Origin of the sequence: Gemmobacter aquatilis (assembly GCF_900110025.1) — a bacterium.
Classification (GTDB): Bacteria; Pseudomonadota; Alphaproteobacteria; order Rhodobacterales; family Rhodobacteraceae; genus Gemmobacter; species Gemmobacter aquatilis.
Window position 1 is genome coordinate 135,124 of the sequence record NZ_FOCE01000006.1, and the last position, 18,277, is coordinate 153,400.

Consider the following 18,277-nt stretch of genomic DNA (forward strand, 5'->3'; position numbering starts at 1 on the left):
GCCGCCACTGACTGTGGCCCGTTCGTCTATCGGTTAGGACACCAGGTTTTCAACCTGGGAAGAGGGGTTCGACTCCCCTACGGGCTGCCACCTTGCTCCTTGCAAGCCACTGCTATTCGACAAGTTTCCCCACATTTACACACAACCCGGCAAAATCGGTGATCAGGCTTGCCAGCCAAGCGGACCGGCTGCCATACCCCTTTGAACGGCGTGCCGTCTCGCTGTAATATCCGCCTGCCCGGCGCCTCTTGACGCCGGATCGAAAGCGATCCCCCAATGTGCCGCGCCCGCTTCGACAAGGCCTGTTGCCCGGACCGGAGGAATGTCATGTCCCAAGACCTGCTTGCCGCCCTGACCGAGTTGCTCGGCCCCGCCCATGTGCTGACCGGCGCCGACCGCGCCGCCTATCTGCCCGACTGGACAGGCCATTACACCGCCGACCCGCTGGCCGTTCTGCGCCCCGCCGATACGGCGCAGATCGCGGCCACGGTGAAACTCGCCGCCGCGCATGGCGTGCCGGTCGTCCCCGTGTCAGGCCGCACCGGGCTGGTGGGCGGGGCGATGACCCAAGGCGGGCTGATGCTGTCGGTCGAGCGGCTGAACCGCATCCGCGACATCCGCCCCGCTGCCCGGGTGGCGGTGGTGGAGGCGGGGGTCATCCTCTCCTCCCTGCACGACGCGGCCGAGGCGGCAGACCTGTCTTTCCCGCTCTGGTTCGGGGCACGCGGCTCGGCGATGATCGGCGGCGCGCTGTCCACCAATGCGGGCGGGTCGAACGTGCTGCGCTATGGCTCCACCCGCGCGCTGTGTCTGGGGCTGGAGGTTGTACTGGCCGATGGCCGGGTGCTGGATCTGATGAGCGCGCTGCACAAGGACAATTCCGGCTATGATCTGAAAGACCTGTTCATCGGCGCCGAGGGCACGCTGGGCATCATCACCGCCGCGGTGGTGAAACTGGTGCCCCGCCCGCGCGCTTATGCGACCGCCACGCTGGCCGCGCGCAGCCTGCCGGATGCGCTGACCCTGCTCAACCGCCTGCAAAGCGCTTCGGGCGGCATGGTGGAGGCGTTCGAGTTCATGCCCGACACCTATATGCGCCGCCTGACCGAGGCCCGCCCGGATGTGGGCGAACCCTTCGCCACGCGCCATGCGGTCAATATCCTTGTCGAACTGGGCGCCACCGCGCCGCGCGATGCCACCCCTGGCCCGGACGGTGCCATCCCCCTCACCACCCTGCTGGAAGACACGCTGGCGCAGATGATGGAAGAGGGCCTGATCCTTGAGGCGCAGGTCGCACAATCCGAAAGCCAGCGCCGCGCCATGTGGCAACGCCGTGAACTGGCCGCCGAGATCACCTTTGCCCGCAGCCCGGTCATCGACACCGATGTGGCGCTGCCGCTGGATGCCGTGGCGCCGTTCCTCGAGGCGTTCCATGCCCGTCTGCCCGGTCTTGACCCGCAGGCGGAAACCCTGTCGGTGGCGCATCTGGGCGATGGCAATATCCACCTCTCCATCTTCCCCGGCTCCGATGATGCTGCCCATGCCGACCGGATCGTCGCGGCGGTGGAGGAGGAGGTGCAGCGTCTGGGCGGCACCTTCTCGGCGGAACATGGGGTGGGCTTGTCGAAGAAACCTTCGATGGCGCGGCGCAAGAACCCGGTCGCCCTTGCTGTCATGGCACAGATCAAGCAGGCGCTGGACCCGCAAAACCTGATGAACCCCGGCAAGATCCTGTCCTGAGGCCTTCTTCTTTGCCCAAATACCCAAATCCCGCCCGCACCGTCGCGCGCGGCCCGGGATCGCGCCGCCGGCGCCGCATACCATGGCAATGCCTTTGCGGGGGGCTCGATGCCCCCGGCAAAGGCGCCTCGTTTCAGGTCACGATCACGGCGGCGGGGGGCAAGCCATCAATCTCCACCCCGCAGGTTTCGCCCCGCAGGATGAGGCCAACGCCTGCGGGCGTGCCGGTCATCACCAGATCGCCGGGCGCCAGGGTCACCAGTCGCGACAGCGCGGCGATGATGGCCGCCACCGGCCAGATCATCGTCGCCAGCGGCGCCTGCTGGCGCAGCGCATCGCCCACCCGGCAGCGGATCTCGCCTTGCGGCACCGCAGCGCCGGGGCGGATCGCCCCCACCACCGCCGACGCGTCAAAACCCTTTGCCATGTCCCAAGGGCGCCGGGCCGCCTTGGCCGCCGCCTGCAGATCGCGGCGGGTCAGGTCATTGCCCGCCGCATAGCCGAATACATGATCCAGCGCCGCGGCCTCAGCAATCTCGGCACCGCCGGTGCCGATGGCGATCACCAGTTCCGCCTCGTGATGCAGGTCCGCCGTGGCGGGCGGATAGGCGATCACCGCGCCGTGCTGCACCAGCGCATCGGCGGGTTTGGTGAAGAAGAACGGCGGTTCGGCCTGCGGATCGCCGCCCATTTCCCGCGCATGTTCGGCATAGTTGCGTCCGACGCAGAAGATGCGCCGCACCGGGAACCGCGCCTCCGTGCCCAGAACAGGCAGGCTGGGTCGCGGGGCGGGGGCAAAGATGTAGTCCGTCATATGAAAACCTCCGGTTCAGGCTACCCTGACCGGAGGTCATGCGCGGCGCAAGGGCGTGGCGCTTACGGCCCGATGGTGAAGCACTGGGTGCCGCGGGCCTGCAGGCGGCGACAGGCCAGATCGGCCTGATCCTGGCTCAGCCCGAAGAAATTCGCGTCATAGCCACGGCTGGTCTGCACCACCTTGCGCAGCCCCTCGTTCAGGGTGGCGCTTTCCGACAGCATGGTCTTCATCAGCGCCCGTTCCGCCGCATTGCGATTGGCATAGCGCCCGATATTGACCCCCCAATGCCGCCCGCCTGCCGTGGAAATGCGGGTCACCACCTCGGGCGCGGTCGGCACCGGCTCGGCTTCGGCCACAGCCACCGCATCGGCGGGTGTGGCGGTATGGATCACCGTGGGCACATGTTCCGGTTCTGCCGCAGGCAGCGCGACAGGCGCCGGGGCCGCAGAGGCGGCCAGCGACATCACGCTTTCCTCTGCCACCGCCGCCGCTTTCGGCGCGGGGGCAGAGCTGGCAACCTGCGTCGCAATCATTTCGGCCAGCGGATCGGCGCCGGTGTTCGACACGGCCACCTGCACCGCTTCGACCACGGGGGCGACGGTGGCCCCCTCCGGGCGGGCGCGGGGCCGCAGCGATTTCGCGACGGAACCCGCAACACGCAGCGTTTTGGCGCCAACGGCACCTGCCTCCCCGGCCCCCGCTTCAGGCGCGGCGGTCGGCGCGACAGCGGCGATCAGCTCGGGTTCGGCGGGTTCTTCCGCCATTACCGGCGGGGCGGGCTGTTTGGTCTTGGTGCCGGGTTTCACCGAGGCGAAGCCCAGATCCAGCAATTCCGCCACCTTGGCATTGCGCTGCGCGGTGGAGGTGCCGCCGAACACGGTGGCAATGATGCGCACGCCCTTCCGTTCCGCTGAAGCCGTCAGGTTGAAGCCTGCCGCATTGGTGAAGCCGGTCTTGATACCGTCGGCGCCCTTGTACATGTCAAGGAACTTGCGGTTGGTCGAGGCCACGTCGGCCACTCCGGCATCGGTTTCACGGCGTGAGAAGATGTTGTAATACTGCGGAAAATCGTAGAACAGCCGCCGTCCCAGCGTAGACATGTCACGCGCGGTGGACATGTGACCCTTGCGGGTCAGTCCATTGGCATTCTCGAAAGTCGAATTTTTCATGCCAATGGATTTCGCGGTGCGGGTCATCCGCTTGGCAAAATTCGCCTCGGACCCGCCGATGGCCTCGCCGATGGCGGTTGCCGCATCATTGGCCGATTTGATCGCCGCCGCGCGAATCAGGTGGCGCAACGCGATCTTCTGCCCCGGTTTCAGACCCAGCCGCGAGGGCGGTTCTGCCGCAGCATGTTTCGACACGGTGACCATGGTATCCAGGCTGATCTCGCCCCGCTCAATCGCCTGAAAGGCGATGTACAGCGTCATCATCTTGGTCAGCGAGGCCGGATGCAGCCGCGTATCGGCGTTCTTTTCATAGATTGTCTCGCCGGTGCGGGCATCCATGACATAGGCTGCATAGGGTGCCGCCTCCGAGGAGGCCGGGGCCAGACAGGCCACCACCACGAGGGCGACCATGAGCGTAAAACTGCGGATATGCTGCACAAGACGCGAAGACACGTCGCTTCCCCTTGCCTTGATGTTTCTGCCTCGACCAAGCCCTCGTATCGGGGCCTTTCCAAAACGCTAACACAGGGGGGCCAAGGCGAAAACCCCTAAATTTCAGGCATACTTACGGCGTGTTCTTCGCGCATCGCGCATGATGTGGTGGCGACCTGCCCCTGCCCCACCACATCATGGGGAAATCTGCGCCAGAAGCGCCGAAAGCCCCGCCAGATCCGGCAGCGCGAAGAACCGCGCATGGCCCTGCGGCGGGTCGGCCCGTTCCAGGGCCCAGGTGAGCGTATGGGGCACATGCACCCCGAACCCGCCGGTGGCGAGCACCGGCAGCACATCGGATTTCAGCGAATTGCCGATCATCATCGCACGTTCCGGCGCCACGCCATGGCGGGCGAACAGCCGCGCGTAAACCTCGGGCGTCTTGTCCGACACGATTTCGACCCCGTGGAACAGATCGCCCAAGCCCGATTGCGCCAGTTTGCGCTCCTGATCCAGCAGGTCACCCTTGGTGATCAGCACCACGCGATGCGCCTCGGCGGCGCGTTCGACCGCCGCGCGGGCATGGGGCAGCAGTTCGATCGGATGCGCCAGCATCTCGCGCCCGGCGGCGACCAGTTCGGCGATCACCGCAGCGGGCACGCGGCCTTCCGTCACCTCGATCGCGGTTTCGATCATCGACAGCACGAAGCCCTTCACGCCAAAACCGTAAGCGCCGATATTGCGCCGCTCTGCTGCCAGAAGCCGCTCATGCAGGTGGTCGGGTTCGGCGAAATCGGCCAGCAGCGTCTCGAACCGCTGCTGGGTCAGGCGAAAGAACGCCTCGTTCTGCCAGAGTGTGTCATCGGCATCGAAGCCGATCAGGGAAAGCGTGGTCATGCCCGCAATCTTGCCGCGCCGCGCCCGCGCCGCAAGCAAAAAGCCGCCCCCCTTTCCTCGCAGCCACTTTGCGCTATAATTCGCCTTCTGACTGTAACCGATTCCACCTGAACCTACCGGAGCGCCGCATTGCCCCTTCGCCCAGTCCTCATGTCCGACGATGGCAATGGGAACGGATCGGACCCCACGATCCTGACAAAGACGCGTACCCGCTCGCAGCGGCCGCCGCTCTACAAGGTCATGCTGCTGAACGACGATTATACGCCGATGGAATTCGTCGTGCATATTCTGGAACGGTTTTTCGGCCTCAACCACGCGCAAGCGTTCGAGATCATGCTCACCGTGCACAAGAAGGGGCTGGCCGTCGTCGGCGTGTTCTCCTTCGAGGTGGCGGAAACCAAAGTTGCGCAAGTCATGGATTTTGCCCGTCGGCATCAGCACCCGCTGCAATGCACGATGGAAAAGGAATGACCCGCGCCTGACGAGAGAGGAAAGGGCCCGCAAGGGCCGCTCATGCGTTCCACCCGCCTTGACCTTGCGCTGCATACCGGCGCCGTCACCCTGCCCGACAGCGGCAGCCTTGTCATTTTCCGTCCGCGCGCGGGCGATGATCTGTCAGCCTTGCCGAAGGAGCGGCTGCTGATCGTGACCGGCTTCAAACCCGATTTCGACCATTTCGCTGCGCGCGGCTATCGCTGTGCCACGGCGCCTGAGGCCGGGCATACCGGCGCGCTGGTCTGTCTGCCGCGTGCCAAGGCCGAAGCGCGGGCGCTGCTGGCCGCAGCCTGTGCCGCCCTGCCCCCCGGCGCGCCGGTGATTGTAGACGGGCAAAAGACCGACGGGGTGGATTCGCTTTACAAGGAATTGCGCGGCATCGTCGCGGTCAGTGACTCGCTGACCAAGGCGCATGGCCGCATCTTCACCTTCCCCGCCGGGCCGGAACTGGCCGGTTGGGCGGGGGCACCGCAACAGATTGAAGGCGGTTTCGTCACCGCGCCGGGCGTGTTTTCCGCCGATGGGCCGGACCGGGGTTCGGCGCTGCTGGCCGGGGTGCTGCCCGCAAAGCTGCCGTCGCGAGTGGTGGATCTGGGGGCGGGTTGGGGTTTCCTGTCCCACCACATCTTGCAGCGTGAGGGTGTGAAGGAGCTGCATCTGGTGGAGGCCGAGGCCGCCGCGCTGGATTGCGCGCGGATCAACATCACCGATCCGCGCGCCCATTTCCATTGGGCCGATGCCACCACATGGCAGGTGCCGCATCTGGCGGGGGCCGTGGTCTGCAACCCGCCGTTCCACACCACGCGCGACGCTGATCCGATGCTGGGGGCGGCCTTTCTGAAAGCGGCGGCGAAGATGCTGGCGCCGGATGGCACGCTGTGGCTGGTTGCCAATCGCCACCTGCCCTATGACCCGGTGCTGAAAGCCACCTTCCGCGAGATCGAGGATGTGGGGGGCGACAATGCCTTCCGCCTGATCCGCGCCAGCTATCCCATGCGCCGCTGAGGCAGAAAAGGGTTTCCCATGTCGCTTTCCATTCAGGGCAAGACCGCCATCGTCACCGGTGCCGCCAATGGCATCGGGCTCGCCATTGCGCGTCATTTCGTGGACAAGGGGGCGAATGTGATGTTCGCCGATATGGACGAGCCCCGGCTGGTCGCCGAAGTGGGCGAAGAGGCGCGGGCCGAGGGGCCGGTGCGGATGTTCGCGGGCGATCTGCGGCAGAAACTGGCGATCACCAACCTGCTGTCGGCCACCATCGACGCATTCGAGCGCGTGGATATTCTGGTCAATGCCAGTCGCCAGATCGCGCTGTCAGACCCGCTGTGCATTGATGCGGATGCGGTGGAAGAGATGCTGCAGCAGAACCTGATGTGCAGCCTGCGGCTGAGCCAGCTGACGGCCAAGCGCATGATTTCACAGGCCGAACGCGGCGGCGGCGCGGGGTCTGCGGGGGCGATCATCAACCTGTCGTCGATCGCCGCCACCCGGACGCGGGCCGATCTTCTGGGCTATTCCATCGCCTGTGCGGCGCTGGATCAGATGACGCGATCCATGGCGGTGGCGCTGGCGCCCAAGGGGATCCGGGTGAATGCCGTCAGCTTTGGCAGCGTGCTGAGCGCCAGCCTGCAGGCGCAGTTGAAAGAGGCGCCGGGGCACCGCGAGACCATCATCGCGGGCACGCCGCTGGGCCGGATCGCGGCGGCGACGGAACTGGTGGAGACGGTGCAATACCTCGCCTCCGACGCCGCGTCCTTCATGACGGGGCAGATTGTCACACTGGATGGCGGGCGCAGCCTGCTGGATGTGGTCAGCGCACCAAGCCACTGATCTTATTCAGGGAATTGCGTCTTGCACTGGGCAACCGCCGGGCTGGCCGCCCGGATCAGCGCGGCGCGCCTGTCGCGCAACTGCGCCAGTTTCACGGCCTCGGCGCCCAGATCTATCGCGACGGGGCGGGTTCGGGTCACCGGCTCGCGTTCCCAGCACATATGCGGCGGCAGCGGCTTGTGCCCCTTGGCCGGCAGGGACGGCTGCAGGGGCTGGCGGTGGCAGATCTGCCAGTCCAGCTCGTAAGCGGTATATTCTTCAAGGGCATAGCCGCGGGCCAGATTGCCTTCGGCCTCTGCGATCAGGGTTTCGACCACGCGCTGGTCGCGGGTGACCTTGGCGATGCATTGTTCCTGCGGCGTGCCGCAGGCGGCGAGAAAGGGCAGCAGCAGGATAAGGCGTTTCATGGAATCGCTCCGATTTTCCGGCACTTATGCCGGGTCAAAGCCATTCTGGCACCGGACGGGCGAAGTTGCTAGAAGGAAGCAGCAACAGAAGGGCCCGACCATGACCGAGGATTTCGACCCGCAGAAAACCCGCGCCGCCGCATGGTTCCGCAGCCTGCGCGACGAGATCGTGGCGGCGTTCGAGGGGCTGGAAACCGGCTTTGGCGGCGCCAATCCGGGCCGGTTCGAGGTGACGCCGACCACCCGCGAAAGTGGCGGCGGCGGGCTGATGAGCGTGATGCGCGGCGGTCAAGTGTTTGAAAAGGTTGGGGTCAATATCTCTACCGTGTTCGGCACGCTGGGGGATCGGGCGCAAAAGGCGATGGCGGCGCGTGGGGTGCCGGGCATGGCGGACGACCCGCGCTTCTGGGCCAGCGGCATCAGCCTTGTGGCCCATATGCAGAACCCGCATACCCCGGCGGTGCATATGAACACCCGGATGTTCTGGACGCCGCATGCCTGGTGGTTCGGCGGCGGCGCTGATCTGAACCCCTGCATCGAATATGCCGAGGATACCGCACATTTCCACGCCGCGCTGCAAGCGGCATGTGACGCGCATGACCCTGATTACTATGGAAAATTCAAGGCTTGGGCTGACGAGTATTTCTTCGTGCCGCATCGCGGGCGGGCGCGGGGCGTGGGCGGGATTTTCTACGACGACCTCAATACCGGCGATTGGGACGCCGATTTCGTCTTTACCCAGGATGTGGGCCGCGCCTTCCTGAAGGCCTTTCTGCCGGTGACCGAACGCCGCCTTGGCACGCCCGCGACCGAAGACGACCGCGAGGTGCAGTTGCGCCATCGCGGGCTCTATGCCGAATACAATCTGGTCTATGACCGGGGCACCAAATTCGGGCTGGAGACCGGGCACAATGCCGAGGCCGTGCTGATGAGCCTGCCGCCCGTGGCGAAGTGGTATTGAACCAAAACCGGGGCCAAAAAACGGGGGTGACAGGCGTGCACCGGGGCGGCACCCCCTGTACACCCCCTGTGCTGCCTTTTTTCAGGAGGGACGGATGAGCGATCTGGTGGTGAAGGCGGCCTATGCGACGGTTGCCGAGGAAGACGGCGCGCGGTTCGTCGGCTTTGTCGATGCGCGGGATGCGGGCTATGCGCTGTTCCGCCAACCGCTGGCGGGCGGGCCGGTGTGGTTCGAGGTGAACGACGAAGACTTCGGCGCCGAGGATGCGGTGGCGGCGGCGCAGGTCGGGCCGGGCGGGCTGGAGATCACGCTGCGCCCCGGCGTCGCCGGGCGCTTTGCCTATGCGCAAAGCGTGGCGGTGCGGCTGAAGAATTGCGATGGCGCCGAGTTTGCGCTCGACGCCCTGAGTGCGATGCTGGGGCCGGTGTTGAAGCGCTGAGGGTCAGCGCAGCAACCGGCCCAGCCGCTTGATGCCCTCGTCAATCGCGGCCTCGTCGGCGCAGGAGAAGCTGAGCCGCAGGGTATTGCCGTTCGATCCATCGGCAAAGAAGGCGCGGCCCGGCACGAAGGCCACCCGCTCGGTCGCCAGAGACCGGGCGAGCAGGTCGGCGGCATCCATGCCTTCGGGCAGGGTCAGCCAGACGAACATGCCACCTTCCGGCTGCGTCCAGCGCACGCCGTCGGGCATTTCGCGCGCCAGCGCCGCCAGCATGTGATCGCGCCGGGCGCTGTAGACCTCGCGCAGTTTGGCGACATGGGCATCGAACCCGGCGCGGGCGACCTTTTCGGTGACGATCTGGTTGGTGGTGGCGGAATGCAGGTCGGCGGCCTGTTTCATCAGCACGAGGCGCGAGATCACCTCTTTGGCGCCGCAGATCCAGCCGACGCGCAGGCCGGGGGCGAGGGATTTCGAGAACGATCCGCAATAGAGCGTGCGGCACGCCTCGATATTGCCCTTGCGGGCGATTTCCAGCGCGAGGATCGGCGGGATCGCTTCGCCATCGAAACGCAGGGTCTGATAGGCGGCATCCTCGATCACCGCGATGTCGAGCTGTTCGGCCAGATCCAGCACCGCTTCCCGCGCGGCGCGGGCCAATGTTTCGCCTGTGGGATTGGCGAAATCGACCGAGAGATAGGCGAACTTCACCCGGCCCCCGGCGGCGGCGGCAGCCTCGGCAAAGCTGTCGGCGCTGCGGTTGCCCAGGGGATCAAGCCGGTCATAGCGCGGCTCATAGGCGTTGAAGGCGCCCAGCGCGCCCAGATAGGTGGGCCAGCCGACCAGCGCGGTATCATTGGGCGACAGCATCAGCTTGCCCAGATAATCCAGCGCCTGCTGCGAGCCGGAGGTGATGAGGATGTTGTCGGCGCCGCAGGGAATGCCGATCTTGCCCATTTCCTCGGCGATCCAGTCGCGCAGCGGGCGATAGCCTTCGGACACAGAATATTGCAGCGCGGCCGCCGCCTGCCCATCGGCCAGCGCTTCGGCAAAGGCATCGCGGAACGCCTGCACCGGAAACAGCGCCGGGTCGGGGATGCCGCCCGCGAAAGAGATGATGTCCGGCTGATCGAGCAGCTTCAGCAGCTCCCGGATCTCTGACGCCTTCATGCGCGTGTTGCGCGTGGCGAGCACTTCTGTCCACTGCATCCCCAGCCCCTCCTGTCGGCCAAATCGCGCCAGACCCTGCATCCGGACGCGATTTAAGTCAACAGGCCTGACCTGATTTCAGGGGCGGCTGGCGCGCACCGTCTCGATCATCAGCGTCACGTTTTCGGGATCGGCATCGGGGGTGATGCCATGGCCGAGGTTGAAGATATGCGGGCCGCCGCGGAACGCCTCGACCACGGCGCGGGTTTCGCGCACCAGCGCCTCGCCGCCGGTGACCATGTGATGGGGAGCAAGGTTGCCCTGCACGCAGCCATCGACCTGCACATGCGCTGCCGCCCAGGCGGGGCTGACCGAGTTGTCAATCGCCACGCAATCGGCGCCGGTGGCCTTGGCGAAACCGATATAGCCTTGCCCCGCCTCGCGCGGGAAGGCGATGATCGGCAGGCCGGGGTGGCGGGCCTTGAGTTCGGCGATGATGCGGGCGGTGGGTTTCACCGCGAAATCGGTGAAATCCTCGCCCTTCAGGCTGCCCGCCCAACTGTCGAACAGCTTCACCACCTCGGCCCCGGCTTTCACCTGTTCCGACAGATAGTCGATGGTCGCCTCGGTGATCAGGTCGATCAGCGCGGCAAAGGTGGCGCGGTCGGCGGCCTTGAGCGCATGGGCCGGGCCCTGATCCTTGGTGCCGCGCCCGGCAATCATGTAGGTGGCAACGGTCCACGGCGCGCCGGCAAAGCCGATCAGCGTGGTCTCGCGCGGCAGGTCGCGCGCCAGCAGGCGGACGGTTTCATAGATCGGCGCCAGCCGGTCATGGATCGCGGTGGCGGGTTTCAGCGCGGCCAGATCGGCGGGGCTGGTGATGGTGGACAGGCGCGGGCCCTCGCCGGTTTCGAACCACAGATCGGCGCCCAGCGCCTGGCAGATCAGCAGGATATCGGCAAACAGGATCGCCGCGTCAAAGCCATAGCGGCGGATCGGCTGCAACGTGACCTCGGCCGCCAGTTCGGAATTGTAGCACAGCGACAGGAAATCCCCGGCCTGCGCCCGGGTGGCGCGGTATTCCGGCAGATAGCGCCCGGCCTGACGCATCATCCAGATCGGCGGGGTCGGCAGGGTTTCGCCCTTGAGCGCGCGGAGGATCAGTTTGTCGGTCATGGGCGTCCCTTTCCAGTTGCCCCTGACTTGACCGGAGCGCGCGATAAGTCAAGCGCGGCAGGGTGTCGCCGCGCCCGGCCCGCCCCCCGGGGGCTTTGCCCCGCCAACCAGCGGTTCTTGAACCGATGGCGAACCGCAGGCTGACCCCCAGGACAGTTTCAAACAGAAAATGGCAGGCGCCTTTTTGCATTTTCTGTTCTGAAATATCCTGGGGGAGTCGGGCCGCAGGCCCGGCGGGGGCAAAGCCCCCTGCGACGCCTGACCCGTTGCAAGGCGGGCCGGGCTTGGCTAAGCACGTCGCATGACCCATGCCCTTCCCTCCCCCGCTGAACCGCTCAAGATCGGCACCCGAGGCTCGCCTCTGGCGCTGGCGCAGGCCTACGAGACCCGCAGCCGCCTGCGCGCGGCCTTCGATCTGCCGGACGCGGCGTTCGAGATCGTGGTGATCAAGACCACCGGCGACCGCGTGCTGGACCGGCCGCTGAAAGAGATCGGCGGCAAGGGGCTGTTCACCAAAGAGATCGAAGAGGCGCTGGGGGCGGGCGCCATCGACATCGCGGTGCATTCGATGAAGGACATGCCGGTGGCGCAGCCGGACGGCCTGCTGCTGGATTGCTATCTGCCGCGCGAGGATGTGCGCGATGCCTTCGTCTCGCCCGGGGTGGCGCGGCTGGCGGATCTGCCGCAGGGCGCGGTGGTTGGCTCGTCCAGCCTGCGGCGGCGGGCGCAACTGGCGCATCGGCGCCCGGACCTGCGGCTGGTGGAGTTTCGCGGCAATGTGCAGACGCGGATGAAAAAGCTGGAGGACGGCGTGGCGGTGGCGACCTTCCTTGCCATGGCCGGGCTGAACCGGCTGGGCATGGCGGCGGTGGCGCGGTCGGCCATCGCGCCGGAGGAGATGCTGCCCGCCGTGGCGCAGGGCGCCATCGGGATCGAACGGCGCGCGGCGGATGGGCGGGCGGCGATGCTGCTGGCGGCGATCCATGACGGGCCGACCGGGCATCGGCTGGCGGCAGAGCGCGCCTATCTGGCGGCGCTGGACGGATCGTGCGAGACGCCGATTGCCGGGCTGGCGGTGCTGGAGGGCGATGCGATCTGGCTGCGCGGCGAGATCCTGCGCCCCGACGGGTCCGAAGTGATTGCGGGCGAGGCGCGCGGCGCGATTGCCGACGCGGCCGATCTGGGCCGCGATCTGGCGGCACGGCTGCTGGCACAGGCGCCCAAAGGGTTTTTCGACTGGCGTTAAGGCAAGGCAGGGGGCTTTCTGCCCCCTCTTGGCCTTTGGCCAATTCACCCCCGAGGATATTTAGAAACAGAAAATGTAGAAAAGGCGCGCGTCCGCTATATTTTCTGTATCTAAATATCCTCGGGGGGAGCGCCGCAGGCGCGTGGGGGGCAGACAGCCCCCCGGCGACGGGTCGGTTCAGGGCTTCGGCTTGTCGTCGTAATCGGTGGTCAGGATGCGGTTGGCATCGCCCTGCGGATCGTCGAACTGGCCCTTTTTCAGCGCCCAGAAGAAGGCCACGAGGCCGACGCCGCCCAGAAACAGCGAAACCGGGATGAGGATGGTCAGGATTTCCATGACTATTTCAGCCGCAGCGCGTTCAGCGAGACGCTGATCGAGGAGAGCGACATGGCCAGCGCGGCGGCCAGCGGTGTGGCCATGCCTGCCAGCGCCAAGGGCACGGCGACCACGTTATAGGCGGCGGACATGGCGAAATTCTCCTTGATGCGGCGGGTCGATTGCGTGGCGATGCGCAGGGCGTCGGCGATCGGGGCCATATCCTGCCCCAGCAGCACGATGTCAGAGGCGGTGCGCGCCGCGTCCAGCGCCGAGGCGGGCGAGATCGAGACATGTGCCCCGGCCAGTGCCGCGGTGTCGTTCAGCCCGTCGCCCACCATCAGCACACGGCGGCCCTGCGCCGAGAGATCGGCGACCAGCGCGGCCTTTTCGGCGGGCAGCGCGCCTGCCGTCCAGTCGGCAATCCCCAGACGCGTGGCGAGATCAGCCACCGCCCCTTCGGTATCGCCCGAGATCAGCCGCACCTGCTTGCCCTGCTTTTGCAGCGCGGTCACCAGATCGGCGGCGCCGGGGCGCAGGCGGTCGGTGAAGGTGAAGGCGCGGGGTTTGCCCTCACCGAGGCAAAGATAGGTGGCGGTGACCGCCAGCGGGTCGGCCTTGCACCAACCGGCGCGGCCCAGCCGCACGGTCTGGCCGCGCCAGACGCCTTCGACCCCGTATCCCGGCACTTCGCGCAGATCGGTGACCGGGGCGGGGTGCAGGCCTGCGGCGCGGGCGCCTTGTGACAGCGCCATGGCCAGTGGATGCGACGAGGCGGCGGCCAAGGCCATGGCGACCTCGGCGGCCTGCCTTGGGTGGGCGGCGAGGTTGGTCAGTTCGGGCGTGCCCAGCGTCAGGGTGCCGGTCTTGTCGAACACCACGGTGTCCACCTCGGCCAGACGTTCCAGCGCGGTGCCGTGCTTGATCAGCAGGCCCTTGCGGAACAGGCGGCCCGAGGCGGCGGTGACAACGGCAGGCACCGCGAGGCCAAGGGCGCAGGGGCAGGTGATGATCAGCACTGCCGCCGAAATGTTGATGGCAAAGCGCAGGTCGCCGCCGGTTTTCCACATCCAGAAGCCAAAGGCGCTGAACGACAGGATATGCACCAAGGGCGAGTAAAGCCGTGCCGCGCGTTCGGCGAGACTGGTGTAGCGGGTCTTGGCGCTTTCGGCGATGGCGACCAGATCGGCCATGCGATGCAGGCTCGAATCGCGCCCGGCGGCGGTGACGCGCAGGGTCAGCGGGCCGGTGAGGTTCACCTCGCCCGCGCTGACGGGGGTATCTGGCCCGGCCCAGGCGGGCAGGCTTTCGCCGGTGAGCAGCGAGCGGTCAATCTCCGAAGTGCCGTCAGTCACGATGCCGTCCACCGGCATCCGCCCGCCGGGGCGGACGCGCACCAGATCGCCCACGGCGAGTTCGGAAATCGGCACCACGGTTTCTTCTCCGTCGCGCAGCAGGGTGGCGCGCGGCACCTCCAGCGCGGCGAGTTCTTCGGCGGCAGAACGGGCGACGGCGCGGGTGCGGTGATCGAGATAGCGGCCCGCCAGAAGGAAGAAGCTGAGCATCACCGCTGCGTCGAAATAGGCGTGATGGCCGGAATTCATCGTCTCATACAGCGAGATCGACGAGGCGAGGATCAGCGCCAGCGAGATCGGCACATCCATGCCCAGCCGACCCACGCGCAGCGAGGCCCAGGCGGATTTGAAGAAGGGTTGCCCGGCAAAGACCACGGTCGGCAAGGCGATGGCGCCGGAAATCCAGTGGAACAGATCGCGCGTCGCGTCCCCTGCCCCGGACCAGACGGCAACCGAGAGCAGCATGACGTTCATCATCGAAAACCCGGCAACGCCCAGCCGCATCAGCAGGTCGCGGCCCTGCTTGTCGGTTTCGGTGGCGGACAGCAGACCTGCGTCCAGTTCATACGCCTCATACCCCACGCCTTTCAGCGCGTCGATCAGGGTGGCGGCTTCGACCGTCGGATCGGCCTCGACCGAGACGCGCTTCATCGTCAGGTTGACACGGGCCGAGCGGACGCCGGGCAGCCGCGCCAACCCGGATTCGACGGTGGAGATACAGGCGGCGCAATGGGCGGCGGGGATCGAGAGCATGAGGCGTGCCTCATGCGGGGCAGAGAGTTCGGCCAGCCGTTCGGCCGAAGGCGCCACGGCGCAGGCCGGGCAGGCCGAGGGTCCGACATGGCCGTAATCAACCGCCGCTTCGGGGAAGGGTTGCGGGGACAGGGGCAGACGCTCGGCCACGGACATGGGTCAGCCCTTCACGAACAGATCAAGGCGCTGCTGGAACAGCGTGCCGTCTTCGGCGCGGGCGGTGACATGCAGCATCCATTTGCCGGGCGCCAGTTGTACCGGCGCGGTATAGACCCCGGCCTCGCGCACGAATTGCGGCGTGCGGTCATCCGACGCCTCGGTGCTGCGCCCGACCAGAACCGACAGATCGCGGACGGCGACGGGTTGGCCCGCAGCATCGGTGAAGGCAAGTTGCAGCCCGGTTTGCGGTGCGTAATCGGGGCGCAGCGTCCAGCCCAATGCCTCTTGCGCCTTACGCTCCTTGTCGAAGGTTTGCGAGGCGACGTAGGAATTTGCCACCTCCAGCCCCGGAAAGGTGCTGATGGCCTTGTAGGCCATCAGAACATTCACTGCGATGATGATTGCAAAGGCCCCGGTCGTGAAGACAAGCACCTTGCGGCCGGTGATTTCGCCCATGGTTCAGTCGCCTTTCCCGTTGAACACGGTGTCATGGTGGACCCGTGTCGCGCCATTGTCATCCGCCACCCAAAGCCGGATCCCGGTGCGGTCTTCTTTCGCGGCATGGCTGTCGGCCGGAGCCTCCAGATAGACGCGGGTCGAGAGGGTTTCGTTGGCCGGCACGCTGATCACGTTATCATCGCTGTCTTCGATGCGCAGCGCCAGATCGGGGGTGCCGTGATCGTCTTCGGCGGTGACGGTGATCTTGAAATCGCGCGCCTCGCCCAGCTTGTTGCGCAGCCGGATGTCATAGGTGTTGCGGATCGAGCCGTCGGACAGGGTGACGAACAGCGGGTTGCGGATCGGCGTCACGTTGATGTCGATGTCAGAGCGCATGAACAGCGCCACGACCAGCGCGATGCCCACCCCGGCCCAGAGCGTGGTGTACAGGATGGTGCGCGGGCGGAAGACGTGTTTCCACACCGATTTCGGTGCCTTGCCGGCCCGTTCGGCGGTCTCATCGGTCAGCGCCATATAGCCGATCAGGTCGCGCGGGCGGCCGATCTTGTCCATCGTGTCGTTGCAGGCGTCGATGCACAGCCCGCAGGTGATGCAGGCGAGTTGCTGGCCGTTGCGGATGTCGATGCCCATCGGGCAGACATTGACGCAGGCCATGCAATCAATGCAGTCGCCCTGCCCTTCGGCCACCTGCCCCTTGTGCAGCTTGCCGCGCGGCTCGCCCCGCCATTCACGATAGCCGATGGTCAGCGTGTCTTCGTCCATCATCGCGGCCTGAATGCGCGGCCAGGGGCAGGCATAGATGCAGACCTGTTCGCGGAAGAAGCCGCCGAACAGGAAGGTGGTCGCGGTCAGCACGCCGATGGTGGTGTAGGCGATGGGATGGGCATTGCCGGTCAGCAGGTCGCGCAGCAGCGCAGGGGCATCGGTGAAGTAGAACACCCAGGCGCCGCCGGTGGCCGCGCCGATCAGCAGCCAGAGCGCCCATTTCACCATCCGTTTGCGGAACTTCTCGAAATCCCATTTCTGGCGGTGCAGGCGCAGACGGGCGTTGCGGTCGCCCTCGACCCAGCGTTCGACCAGAATCATCAGATCGGTCCACACCGTTTGCGGGCAGGCATAGCCGCACCAGACCCGGCCTGCGGCAGAGGTGAACAGGAACAGACCAAGCCCCGCCATGATCAGCAGGCCCGCCACGAAGTAGAACTCGTGCGGCCAGATCTCGATCATGAAGAAGAAGAAGCGCCGGTTGGCCATGTCGATCAGCACCGCCTGATCGGGCAGGGCCGGGCCGCGATCCCAGCGAATCCAGGGGGCGAGGTAGTAGACCCCCAGCATCAGGGCCATGAGCCACCATTTGAGCGTGCGGAACGCCCCCTTCACCCGACGGGGGAAGATGGGTTCGCGCGCGGCGTAAAGCGAGTGGGGTTCGGTATCTGGGCTTGTCACGGATGGACTCCGGCTGGCGAATTCTAATTCACATGTCTGGGGCTGGTATCGGGCTTGAGCGGGGCCCGCGCCTTGACCTGCATCAAAATCGCATCCCCGATACACCTAAGCGATGCGGCATATCGCGCGACAGGACAGAGGACCGGTGCGACCTGCGCCCGATCATACAGGAAACGGTGAAAAAAGTCGCATCCGGGCTTTGACCGGGGGCAATGCGGCTGACATCCTGCGGGGAAAGGCCGCAGCAGACGGCCGGATCAGGGAGGGGACATGACCGACAAGCGCAAATCCTGCGCCGCCGAGGAATTCAGCGCCGCTGAAATCGGGGCGCTGGCGCATCTTTACCGGGGCGAGGTCTATCGTTCGACCGTGTGGCGCACCCGGCTGGACACCACGACCAACTGGTCGGTGGTCACGCTGGGGGTGGCGCTGTCGATCACCTACAGCTCTGCCGGGGCCTCGCCCTTGCCGCTGGTGCTGGTGGGGGTGCTGATCCTGTTCTTTCTGGCGCTGGAAGCCCGGCGCTATCGCTATTTCAACGTCTGGCGGGCGCGGTCGCGCTGGATCGAGACGCATTTCTATGTGCCGATGCTGATCGACGGCGATCTGCACACCGAAGACGACTGGCAGCGCGTGCTGGCCGAGGATTACAGCAAGCCGCAATACCATGTCAGCTATATGGTGGCGGTGGCGCGGCGGGTGCGCAGCAATTACATGTGGATCCTGTTGATCCAGTCGCTGGCCTATTGTGGCAAGCTGATGGTGCATCCGGTGCCGGTGGCCAGTCTGGATGATTTCGTGACGCGGGCGGACATCGGGCCGATCCCGGGCGAGGTGATTCTGGCGCTGGGGGCGGTGTATATTGTGACCTGGGCCGGGCTGGCGATCTGGGTCACGCGCAAGGATGCGCAGCGCAGCCGCATTCGCGGTGGCGGGCGCGGATCGTCGATGGGGTAAGGGGGGGAAAGGAAGGCATCGCCGCCCCCAGGAAACGCGCGAACAGGATGGGGCAGCGATGCCTTGTGTCCCGGTTTG

The 18,277-nt window shown here is 66.3% G+C and carries 18 protein-coding genes and 1 tRNA gene; 9 read left to right on the top strand and 10 right to left on the bottom strand.

Annotation, left to right across the window (positions count from 1 at the left end; all coding sequences use genetic code 11):
* Positions 1-15: 15 nt before the first annotated feature.
* Positions 16-90 (top strand) — tRNA-Glu (locus BMX43_RS12085).
* A 237-nt stretch (positions 91-327) separates the two neighbouring features.
* Positions 328-1,740, top strand: a complete 1,413-nt coding sequence (locus BMX43_RS12090) for an FAD-binding oxidoreductase (RefSeq protein ID WP_091301697.1) — start codon at positions 328-330, stop codon at positions 1,738-1,740.
* Between the two features lie 133 nt (positions 1,741-1,873).
* On the opposite strand, the gene BMX43_RS12095 is transcribed toward BMX43_RS12090, so the two are convergent.
* The 3 genes from BMX43_RS12095 to BMX43_RS12105 all read right to left on the bottom strand — a co-directional run bounded on the left by BMX43_RS12095 (position 1,874) and on the right by BMX43_RS12105 (position 5,055).
* Complete coding sequence (locus tag BMX43_RS12095) at positions 1,874-2,554, bottom strand: fumarylacetoacetate hydrolase family protein (protein ID WP_091301699.1); 681 nt, start codon at positions 2,552-2,554, stop codon at positions 1,874-1,876.
* 62 nt (positions 2,555-2,616) lie between these two features.
* Positions 2,617-4,137 (bottom strand): D-alanyl-D-alanine carboxypeptidase family protein, encoded by a 1,521-nt coding sequence (locus BMX43_RS12100; protein WP_091301701.1) that lies wholly within the window; start codon positions 4,135-4,137, stop codon positions 2,617-2,619.
* A gap of 216 nt (positions 4,138-4,353) precedes the next feature.
* Positions 4,354-5,055, bottom strand: coding sequence for an HAD family hydrolase (locus BMX43_RS12105; protein ID WP_091301873.1), 702 nt, complete (start codon positions 5,053-5,055; stop codon positions 4,354-4,356).
* Between the two features lie 150 nt (positions 5,056-5,205).
* Between BMX43_RS12105 and clpS the strand changes: the two genes are divergently transcribed.
* The 3 genes from clpS to BMX43_RS12120 are packed head-to-tail and all read left to right on the top strand — an operon-like array spanning position 5,206 to position 7,380.
* Positions 5,206-5,526 carry an ATP-dependent Clp protease adapter ClpS gene (gene clpS / locus BMX43_RS12110; protein WP_175482103.1) on the top strand — a complete coding sequence of 107 codons (321 nt, stop codon included), beginning with the start codon at positions 5,206-5,208 and terminating at the stop codon, positions 5,524-5,526.
* 42 nt (positions 5,527-5,568) lie between these two features.
* On the top strand, positions 5,569-6,555 hold the full coding sequence (locus tag BMX43_RS12115; RefSeq protein ID WP_091301705.1) for a class I SAM-dependent methyltransferase: 987 nt from the start codon (positions 5,569-5,571) through the stop codon (positions 6,553-6,555).
* Positions 6,556-6,573: 18 nt separating this feature from the next.
* The gene (locus BMX43_RS12120) at positions 6,574-7,380 is read left to right on the top strand and encodes an SDR family NAD(P)-dependent oxidoreductase (RefSeq protein WP_091301707.1); all 807 of its coding nucleotides are present in this window, start codon (positions 6,574-6,576) and stop codon (positions 7,378-7,380) included.
* 2 nt (positions 7,381-7,382) lie between these two features.
* Here the strand turns inward: BMX43_RS12120 and BMX43_RS12125 are convergent, their stop codons facing one another.
* Positions 7,383-7,787 (bottom strand): hypothetical protein, encoded by a 405-nt coding sequence (locus tag BMX43_RS12125; RefSeq protein WP_091301709.1) that lies wholly within the window; start codon positions 7,785-7,787, stop codon positions 7,383-7,385.
* Positions 7,788-7,887: 100 nt separating this feature from the next.
* Between BMX43_RS12125 and hemF the strand changes: the two genes are divergently transcribed.
* Together hemF and BMX43_RS12135 are read left to right on the top strand one after the other, a co-directional pair.
* Positions 7,888-8,748, top strand: coding sequence for an oxygen-dependent coproporphyrinogen oxidase (hemF, locus tag BMX43_RS12130; protein ID WP_091301711.1), 861 nt, complete (start codon positions 7,888-7,890; stop codon positions 8,746-8,748).
* 94 nt (positions 8,749-8,842) lie between these two features.
* Complete coding sequence (locus BMX43_RS12135; RefSeq protein ID WP_091301713.1) at positions 8,843-9,187, top strand: hypothetical protein; 345 nt, start codon at positions 8,843-8,845, stop codon at positions 9,185-9,187.
* A gap of 3 nt (positions 9,188-9,190) precedes the next feature.
* On the opposite strand, the gene BMX43_RS12140 is transcribed toward BMX43_RS12135, so the two are convergent.
* Positions 9,191-10,393, bottom strand: coding sequence for an aminotransferase-like domain-containing protein (locus BMX43_RS12140; RefSeq protein WP_091301875.1), 1,203 nt, complete (start codon positions 10,391-10,393; stop codon positions 9,191-9,193).
* A 78-nt stretch (positions 10,394-10,471) separates the two neighbouring features.
* Entirely contained in the window at positions 10,472-11,509 is a 1,038-nt protein-coding gene (gene hemE / locus BMX43_RS12145; protein ID WP_091301715.1) for a uroporphyrinogen decarboxylase, read from the bottom strand.
* Positions 11,510-11,810: 301 nt separating this feature from the next.
* On the opposite strand from hemE, the gene hemC reads away from it, so the two are divergent.
* Positions 11,811-12,755 (top strand): hydroxymethylbilane synthase, encoded by a 945-nt coding sequence (gene hemC / locus BMX43_RS12150; RefSeq protein ID WP_091301717.1) that lies wholly within the window; start codon positions 11,811-11,813, stop codon positions 12,753-12,755.
* A 177-nt stretch (positions 12,756-12,932) separates the two neighbouring features.
* Here hemC and ccoS read toward each other — a convergent pair whose 3' ends face one another.
* Genes ccoS through ccoG form a run of 4 tightly spaced genes read right to left on the bottom strand, consistent with a single transcriptional unit; the run spans position 12,933 to position 17,242 of the window.
* On the bottom strand, positions 12,933-13,091 hold the full coding sequence (ccoS, locus tag BMX43_RS12155; protein ID WP_091301719.1) for a cbb3-type cytochrome oxidase assembly protein CcoS: 159 nt from the start codon (positions 13,089-13,091) through the stop codon (positions 12,933-12,935).
* A 2-nt stretch (positions 13,092-13,093) separates the two neighbouring features.
* Positions 13,094-15,334 (bottom strand): heavy metal translocating P-type ATPase, encoded by a 2,241-nt coding sequence (locus BMX43_RS12160; RefSeq protein ID WP_091301721.1) that lies wholly within the window; start codon positions 15,332-15,334, stop codon positions 13,094-13,096.
* 3 nt (positions 15,335-15,337) lie between these two features.
* Positions 15,338-15,793 carry a FixH family protein gene (locus tag BMX43_RS12165; protein ID WP_091301723.1) on the bottom strand — a complete coding sequence of 152 codons (456 nt, stop codon included), beginning with the start codon at positions 15,791-15,793 and terminating at the stop codon, positions 15,338-15,340.
* A gap of 3 nt (positions 15,794-15,796) precedes the next feature.
* The gene (ccoG, locus tag BMX43_RS12170; protein WP_091301725.1) at positions 15,797-17,242 is read right to left on the bottom strand and encodes a cytochrome c oxidase accessory protein CcoG; all 1,446 of its coding nucleotides are present in this window, start codon (positions 17,240-17,242) and stop codon (positions 15,797-15,799) included.
* A gap of 270 nt (positions 17,243-17,512) precedes the next feature.
* Here ccoG and BMX43_RS12175 point away from each other — a divergent pair, with 270 nt between their 5' ends.
* The gene (locus tag BMX43_RS12175) at positions 17,513-18,199 is read left to right on the top strand and encodes a DUF2270 domain-containing protein (protein WP_091301727.1); all 687 of its coding nucleotides are present in this window, start codon (positions 17,513-17,515) and stop codon (positions 18,197-18,199) included.
* The last annotated feature ends 78 nt before the right edge of the window (positions 18,200-18,277 follow it).

Excerpts from the sequence above, each read along its gene's own strand:
- BMX43_RS12175 (WP_091301727.1), top strand. The coding sequence starts at position 17,513 with ATGACCGACAAGCGCAAATCCTGCGCCGCCGAGGAATTCAGCGCCGCT.
- BMX43_RS12115 (WP_091301705.1), top strand. The coding sequence starts at position 5,569 with ATGCGTTCCACCCGCCTTGACCTTGCGCTGCATACCGGCGCCGTCACC.
- ccoS (WP_091301719.1), bottom strand. The coding sequence starts at position 13,091 with ATGGAAATCCTGACCATCCTCATCCCGGTTTCGCTGTTTCTGGGCGGC.
- hemE (WP_091301715.1), bottom strand. The coding sequence starts at position 11,509 with ATGACCGACAAACTGATCCTCCGCGCGCTCAAGGGCGAAACCCTGCCG.
- hemC (WP_091301717.1), top strand. The coding sequence starts at position 11,811 with ATGACCCATGCCCTTCCCTCCCCCGCTGAACCGCTCAAGATCGGCACC.
- BMX43_RS12090 (WP_091301697.1), top strand. The coding sequence starts at position 328 with ATGTCCCAAGACCTGCTTGCCGCCCTGACCGAGTTGCTCGGCCCCGCC.
- BMX43_RS12120 (WP_091301707.1), top strand. The coding sequence starts at position 6,574 with ATGTCGCTTTCCATTCAGGGCAAGACCGCCATCGTCACCGGTGCCGCC.
- BMX43_RS12095 (WP_091301699.1), bottom strand. The coding sequence starts at position 2,554 with ATGACGGACTACATCTTTGCCCCCGCCCCGCGACCCAGCCTGCCTGTT.
- hemF (WP_091301711.1), top strand. The coding sequence starts at position 7,888 with ATGACCGAGGATTTCGACCCGCAGAAAACCCGCGCCGCCGCATGGTTC.
- BMX43_RS12160 (WP_091301721.1), bottom strand. The coding sequence starts at position 15,334 with ATGTCCGTGGCCGAGCGTCTGCCCCTGTCCCCGCAACCCTTCCCCGAA.
- BMX43_RS12105 (WP_091301873.1), bottom strand. The coding sequence starts at position 5,055 with ATGACCACGCTTTCCCTGATCGGCTTCGATGCCGATGACACACTCTGG.
- BMX43_RS12135 (WP_091301713.1), top strand. The coding sequence starts at position 8,843 with ATGAGCGATCTGGTGGTGAAGGCGGCCTATGCGACGGTTGCCGAGGAA.
- BMX43_RS12140 (WP_091301875.1), bottom strand. The coding sequence starts at position 10,393 with ATGCAGTGGACAGAAGTGCTCGCCACGCGCAACACGCGCATGAAGGCG.
- BMX43_RS12125 (WP_091301709.1), bottom strand. The coding sequence starts at position 7,787 with ATGAAACGCCTTATCCTGCTGCTGCCCTTTCTCGCCGCCTGCGGCACG.
- clpS (WP_175482103.1), top strand. The coding sequence starts at position 5,206 with ATGTCCGACGATGGCAATGGGAACGGATCGGACCCCACGATCCTGACA.
- BMX43_RS12165 (WP_091301723.1), bottom strand. The coding sequence starts at position 15,793 with ATGGGCGAAATCACCGGCCGCAAGGTGCTTGTCTTCACGACCGGGGCC.
- BMX43_RS12100 (WP_091301701.1), bottom strand. The coding sequence starts at position 4,137 with ATGGTCGCCCTCGTGGTGGTGGCCTGTCTGGCCCCGGCCTCCTCGGAG.